Raw genomic sequence first — 6,130 nt, forward strand, 5'->3', positions numbered from 1 at the left:
CGGTCCGCCTCGCGGCCGAAGGGCGCAGCGTCACCGCCCGGGGCGCCGATCCCGTCAGGCGGCGAGGCGGCCGGGAGTCGCGAGCCCGGCGCCCAGCAGCGCGAGCGCGGAGGCGCCGACGACCGCGGCGACCGCGCCCGCCGTGCCGGCCGCACCGGTCAGCGCGCCCGCGACCGCGGTACCCGCCCCGATGCCGACGCTGAACGCGCTGATGATCCAGCCGTTCGCCTCCGTCAGCGCCGCCGCCGGAGCCGCGGTCGCGGTAATCGCGAACACCTGCGTGAGCAGCGGCGGCAGCGCGAGCCCCGCGACGAAGGCCCCCGCGAGCCACACCACGGTCGGCAGCCCGAACGCCGCGGTCGGCAGGTAGAGCAGCGCGAGCAGCAGCAGCAGCCCGCGGAGCGCCCGCTCCGGCGGCGTCCGCAGCGGGAACCGGGCGATGAGCAGGGCCCCCGTCAGCGCGCCGCCGGCGTTGATCGCGAGCGCCCAGCCGTTCAGCGACGGCGCGCCCGTCAGCGCGGCGAACCGGGCCGCGCTGATCGTCAGCGCCCCGATCGGCAGGCCGCCGCCGACCAGGGCGATCACCAGCGTGCGCACCGCGCGGGTGCGCAGCGCGGAGGGGTGGGCGACGCGCTCGCCCGCCTCCGCCGGGCGCGGGCGCAGCAGGCGGTGGACGCAGAACAGCGCGGTCCCGACGAGGCCCGCCGCGGCCATCACGAGGACGCCGCCTCGAGCGCCGAGCGCGGCCACCGCGAGGACCGCGAGCAGCGGGCCGAGGATGTACAGCACCTCCTGCGCCGCCGCGTCCGCGCTGAACGCTCGGGCGAGCTGCCGGCCGGGCGCCATGATCCGGGGCCACAGGCTGCGGAGGGTCGGCTCGAGCGGCGGGGAGGCGAACCCGGCGACGACGCCGCAGACCAGGGCGGCAGGCGGGGCCGCGGTCGCCAGCAGGGCCACCTCGACGAACGCGACGGACGACAGGGCGGCCGCGACCAGCAGGACCGCACGCGGCCGCCCCGTCCCGTCGATCAGCCGGCCGAGCACCGGGATGCCGACCGTGGAGGCGATCACGTAGCCCGCGGTCAGCGCGCCGGCGAACGCGTACCCGCCGCCGCCGTCGACCACGATCCGCACGAGCGCGAGCGCGCTCATCGCCTGCGGCAGCCGGCCGAGCAGCGACGAGGCCAGCAGCGTCGTCGCGAGGCGCCCCGCCTGCCGGCGGGGCAGGGCGTCGGCGGAGGCGGTCACGACGGAGAGCCTGGCAGGCCCCGCCGGAGGCGTCAGACGCCCTGCAGCTCCTGCGGCTCCACGACGACGTCGACCAGCGCGCCGTTGCGCCAGACGGTCATCTCCATCCGGCTGCCGATCGCCCCCTCGACCATCAGCCGCGTGATGTCCGTCACGGTCGTGACCGGCGCGCCGCCGAGCGTCACGACCACGTCGCCCTGCCGGGCGCCCGCCTCCGCCGCCGGGCTGCCGCCGACGACGGAGGCGACCTGCACCCCGTTCGGCGCCCCGACGCGGGCCGCGATCTCGGGCCGGAGGCGGACCCGCGCGCCCGCGATGCCGAGCCACGCGCGCCGCACCCGGCCGGTGGTGCGCAGCGCGTCGACGATCGCGCGGGTCGTGGCGGTGATCGGCACGGCCAGCCCGAGCCCGACGCCGGCGACCGCGGTGTTCACGCCGACGAGCCGTCCGGCGCTGTCGGCGAGCGCCCCGCCGCTGTTGCCCGGGTTCAGGGCGGCGTCGGTCTGGATCACCTCGTCGACGACCCGCCCGGCGCGGGTGGGGAGCGACCGGCCGAGCGCCGACACGATGCCCGCGGTGACGCTGCCCGCGAGGCCGTGCGGGTTGCCGAGCGCGACGACCAGCTGGCCGACGCGCAGCGACGCGGCGTCGCCGAACGGCACCGGCGGCGGGGTCGGGTCGTCGGCGAGCAGGACCGCGAGGTCCGACAGCGGGTCGCGGCCGATCACGCGGGCGCGCGCCTCCGAGCCGTCCGCGAACGCGAGATCGACGCGGTCGGCGCCCTCCACGACGTGCGCGCTCGTGAGCAGGTGGCGGTCGGCCGAGACGACGGTCGCGCTGCCGGCCCCCGTGCCGCGCGGCGTGCGCACGGTCACCGCGGCGACGGAGGGGGCGACGGCGTCCGCGACCCGCACGACGGTCGTCGAGTAGGCGTCCAGCGCCTCCGCATCGGTCATGCGGCGAGTGTCGACCCGCTGCACCGCGCGCGGGGCCGGGTTCGCCCACGGCGGAGCGCCGAACCGGGTCGCCTCTTCGCGGATCCGGGCCGGCGCTCATCCACACGGCGGCGCTGGCGCGCGCAGATCCCCGGATCCACGAGGAAACGCGCCCGCCCGCCGATCGGCGCCCCGTGCGGTAGACAGGACGGAGCACGGAAGGGGTGATGCGTGGTCGGTCGCCGGGCTCACGGGCAGCTGAAGACGACGGTGCTCGCGATCCTGCGCGCCGCCGACGGGCCGGTCACCGCGCGCGCCGTGATCGGGCGCTGGCCTGCCACGGAGTCCACGCCCGCCTTCACCACCGTGATCACCGTGCTCACGCGGCTGCAGCAGGCCGGCGCCGTCGAGCGGATCGAGGGCCCGGAGGCGCGCTTCGCGCTGCGGCACGTCGCGGGCGGGGTCGCGGCCGAGTCGATGCTCGCCGCGCTGCTCGAGTCCTCGGACCGCAGCGCTGCGCTAATGTCGTTCGCCGAGCAGCTGACCGACCAGGACCTCGCGGTCCTCCGGCACGCGGTCGGCGGGCCCGCGTGATCGTCCTCGGCGTGCTGCTGGCGCTCGCCGCCTGCTGCGGGCTCGGCGCTCCGCGCCTCCTGCGGCTGCGGCGCACCGCCGTGCGCCGCCCGCGGCTGGTGCTGGGCGCCTGGGTCGCCCTGTTCGCGCTCGGCGGGCTGGCCACCGCGGCCAGCGTGCTGTGGAGCGTGATGCTCGGCCTCGCCGCCCGCACCGAGCCCGTGGACGCGGGCTGGGTCGCCGGCGTGCTCGCGTGGGGCGCGCTCGCGACGACCGGCGCCGCGGCGGCCCTGGTGCTCACCCGGGCGGAGCCGCTCGCGGGCGGGCGGGGCGCCGCGGCCCGCGACCTCGACCTGCTCGCCGCCGCCTGCACGGAGCGCGTCGAGCGGATCGGCGCCGTGCAGGTGCTGTTCGTGCGGGCGGAGCGCCCCGTCGCGTTCAGCTCGACCTGCGACGGCGGCCGCATCGTCGTCACCTCCGGCCTCGCCGCGGCGCTCTCCCGGTCGGAGCTGCGAGCCGTGCTGGAGCACGAGCGCGCGCACCTGACCGGCAGGCACGACCTGCTGCTGCGCCTCGCGCGGCTCAACCGGGCGTGCCTGCCCGCGCTCCTCGGCGCGAGGGCCTTCGACCAGGCCGTGCACCTGCTGGTCGAGCTGGTCGCGGACGACGCCGCCGCGCGGGTCTGCGGCGCTACCGCGCTCGCCGACGCGCTGCACCGGACCGCGCAGCTCGAACCGAACGAGTGGGCGGAGATCCGGGCCGCGCGCCTCCGCGCGCCGGACCGGCCGCGCGCGATCGCCGTCCGCGGCGGGTCGGCGGCGCCGGAACTCTACAAACTGTAGAGTCGGCGTCGTGACGCGGGACGGACGGTGATGGGCACGCCGGTCACCGCCTCGGTCGCCTCCATCCTGTTCGGCGGGCTGAGCCTGTGGTTCGCCGTGCGCGTCGTCGCCGGACGGGACCTGCCCGACCGGGTCTCGAACCTGCTGCACCTGCTGATGAGCGCCGCGATGGCCGCGATGCCGTGGCCGTGGGCGTTCCCCGCGCTGCCGCAGGTCCTCGTGTTCTCGGCCGGCGCGTTCTGGTACGCGGGGATCGCGCTGTTCCGCCCGACCGCGGACGCCGGCCTGGGCGTCGGGCACGGCCGGCACGGCGTCGCCGGCCTGCTGTACCACGCGGCGATGATGCTGGTGATGGTGTGGATGGCCGTCGCGATGCTGCCCGGCCCGCCCGCGCGGACCGACGCCGCCGGCACCGCGGGCACGGCCATGAGCGCCATGACGGGCGGCGCCGCGGAGACCCTGACGGGCGACGCCCCCTGGGCGCTCGCGGTCTCGATCGCGTTCGGCGTCGCGTTCGTCGTGGCCGCCGTGTGGCTGAACGTGCTGCTGATCCGGGAGGCGGTCGGCGCCGCCGGCCGGAACGAGGTCGCCGATCTCACCGCCTCCACCGCGATGGCCGCCGGCATGGCCTACTCGCTGCTCGTCCTGATGACCTGACCGCCGAACCGACCGAACCGAGGAGCACCGTGACCCGCACATCCCGTCCCGCCTCACGAGCGGCCGTCCGCGTCGCCGCCGGCCTCGCGCTCGGCGCCGTCGCCGTGCTGCTCGGCGCGACCGCCGCCTCCGCCCACGTCCGCGTCGACGGGGAGGACGCGACGCGCGGCGGCTACGGTGTGCTGACCTTCCGCGTGCCGACCGAGTCGGCGACCGCCTCCACCACCGAGCTGACCGTGACGATGCCGACCGACACCCCGATCGCCTCCGCGAGCGTCCAGCCCGTGCCCGGCTGGACGGCCAAGGTGACCGAGGCGAAGCTGACGAAGCCCATCACGACCGACGACGGGCAGATCTCCACCTACGTGTCGAAGATCACCTGGAAGGCCGACAGCGCGAGGACCGCGATCGCGCCGGGGGAGTTCCAGCAGTTCGCGGTGTCCGCCGGGCCGCTGCCCGACACGGCCGAGGTCGCGTTCCCGGCGAAGCAGACCTACTCCGACGGCACCGTCGTGAACTGGAACGAGGCGTCGACCGGATCGGCCGAGCCGGAGCACCCGGTGCCCGTCCTGCAGCTGGCCGCCGCTGCCGCCGACGGCGACCACCACGGCGGGGCGCCCACGGCGTCCGCGACGCCGGCCTCGGCCACCGCGGCCGCGGCGGACCCGGGATCGGCGTCCGCCGGCCTCGCCGTCGGCATCGGCGGCGCCGCGATCGCGGTCGTCGCGCTGGTCGTCGCGGTCATCGGGCTGCTGCGCGGGTCAAGGCGCGCGTGAGCGGGTCCGCGGTCGCCGGGCGCGCGGCCCGGTGGCTGCGGCTGCTGCCCCTCCTGCTGCTCGCGTTGACCGCGCTGCTGCTGCTGCCATCGACGCCCGCCTCCGCCCACGCGGTGCTGGTGTCGAGCGATCCGGCCGACGGCGCGCGGGTCGCGGCGTCGCCCGCGGAGGTGCGGCTCGTGTTCGACGAGGCCGTCGGGCTGCCGCCGGCGGCGACCGCGGTGCTGTCGTCCACGGGGGAGCGCGGGCAGCGCGGCGCCGCGCGACTCGCGGACGGCGGCACCACCGTCGTCGTGCCGCTGCGCGCCGACCTGCCGACCGGCGTCTGGAACGTCTCCTTCCGGCTCGTGTCCGCGGACAGCCACGTGATCACCGGCTCGATCCGGTTCGGGGTTCGGCAGGACGCGGACGCCGTGGAGTCCGCCGCCGGCACCGGGTCGCCGCTCGACGCCGCGGTCGGTGCCGCGACCGGGTTCGCGTACCTCGGCCTCGCGCTCGGCGTCGGGGTGCCGGCCGCCGCGGCGCTGCTCTGGCCGTCGGTCCGCAGCCGGCGCCGCGTCGTGCGCGTGACCGCCGCCGGGCTGGCCGTCGTGCTGCTCGCCACGGTCGCCGAGCTGCTGATCCGGGGGCCGCGCGCCTCCGGCGACGACCTGTCCGGCGTGCTGCGGTTCGACGGGCTGGGCTACCTGCTGACCAGCACGATCGGGACGGTCCTGCTCGCGCGGCTCGTGCTCGTCGTCGCGCTCGCGGTGCTGCTGCGCCGGCCCGCGGAGGCGGGGAGGGGACGCACGGCCGCGGCGGGCGTCGTGGGCCTCGGCCTGCTGATGACCGTCGCGCTGCTCGGGCACGCGACCGACGGCGCCTGGTGGCTGCTCGTCCCCGCCGCGGTCGTGCACCTGGCGGCGATGGTGCTGTGGCTCGGCGGCCTGGTGGTGCTCGCCGCCGCGGTGCTGCCCCGGACGGCGCGCACGCCCGAGGCCGGGCTGCGTTCCCTCCGGCGCTGGTCCGTCGTCGCGTTCTGCTGCATCGCGGTGCTCGTCGTCACGGGCGAGGTGCAGGCGTTCCCGACGGTCGCGCCGCTCGACTCGCTGTGGTCGAC

Annotated in this window: 7 protein-coding genes; 5 read left to right on the top strand and 2 right to left on the bottom strand. The window is 77.7% G+C overall.

Annotated features, from left to right (window positions below):
• Nucleotides 1-54: 54 nt before the first annotated feature.
• Nucleotides 55-1,248: an MFS transporter gene (locus ACFE60_RS16870; protein WP_375390017.1), complete on the bottom strand. Its 1,194-nt coding sequence runs from the start codon at nt 1,246-1,248 to the stop codon at nt 55-57.
• A 32-nt stretch (nt 1,249-1,280) separates the two neighbouring features.
• Complete coding sequence (locus ACFE60_RS16875; RefSeq protein WP_375390018.1) at nt 1,281-2,204, bottom strand: S1C family serine protease; 924 nt, start codon at nt 2,202-2,204, stop codon at nt 1,281-1,283.
• Between the two features lie 210 nt (nt 2,205-2,414).
• Here ACFE60_RS16875 and ACFE60_RS16880 point away from each other — a divergent pair, with 210 nt between their 5' ends.
• The 5 genes from ACFE60_RS16880 to ACFE60_RS16900 all read left to right on the top strand — a co-directional run.
• Nucleotides 2,415-2,777 carry a BlaI/MecI/CopY family transcriptional regulator gene (locus tag ACFE60_RS16880; protein WP_375390019.1) on the top strand — a complete coding sequence of 121 codons (363 nt, stop codon included), beginning with the start codon at nt 2,415-2,417 and terminating at the stop codon, nt 2,775-2,777.
• Complete coding sequence (locus ACFE60_RS16885) at nt 2,774-3,598, top strand: M56 family metallopeptidase (protein ID WP_375390020.1); 825 nt, start codon at nt 2,774-2,776, stop codon at nt 3,596-3,598. The genes ACFE60_RS16880 and ACFE60_RS16885 overlap by 4 nt, the downstream gene beginning before the upstream one ends.
• A gap of 30 nt (nt 3,599-3,628) precedes the next feature.
• On the top strand, nt 3,629-4,255 hold the full coding sequence (locus ACFE60_RS16890; protein WP_375390021.1) for a DUF5134 domain-containing protein: 627 nt from the start codon (nt 3,629-3,631) through the stop codon (nt 4,253-4,255).
• A 29-nt stretch (nt 4,256-4,284) separates the two neighbouring features.
• On the top strand, nt 4,285-5,031 hold the full coding sequence (locus tag ACFE60_RS16895) for a YcnI family protein (RefSeq protein WP_375390022.1): 747 nt from the start codon (nt 4,285-4,287) through the stop codon (nt 5,029-5,031).
• A partial coding sequence (locus ACFE60_RS16900; RefSeq protein WP_375390023.1) for a copper resistance protein CopC occupies nt 5,028-6,130 on the top strand: 1,103 nt, incomplete at its 3' end. The genes ACFE60_RS16895 and ACFE60_RS16900, both read left to right, overlap by 4 nt.

This window comes from uncultured Amnibacterium sp., assembly GCF_964245895.1.
Classification (GTDB): domain Bacteria; phylum Actinomycetota; class Actinomycetes; order Actinomycetales; family Microbacteriaceae; genus Amnibacterium.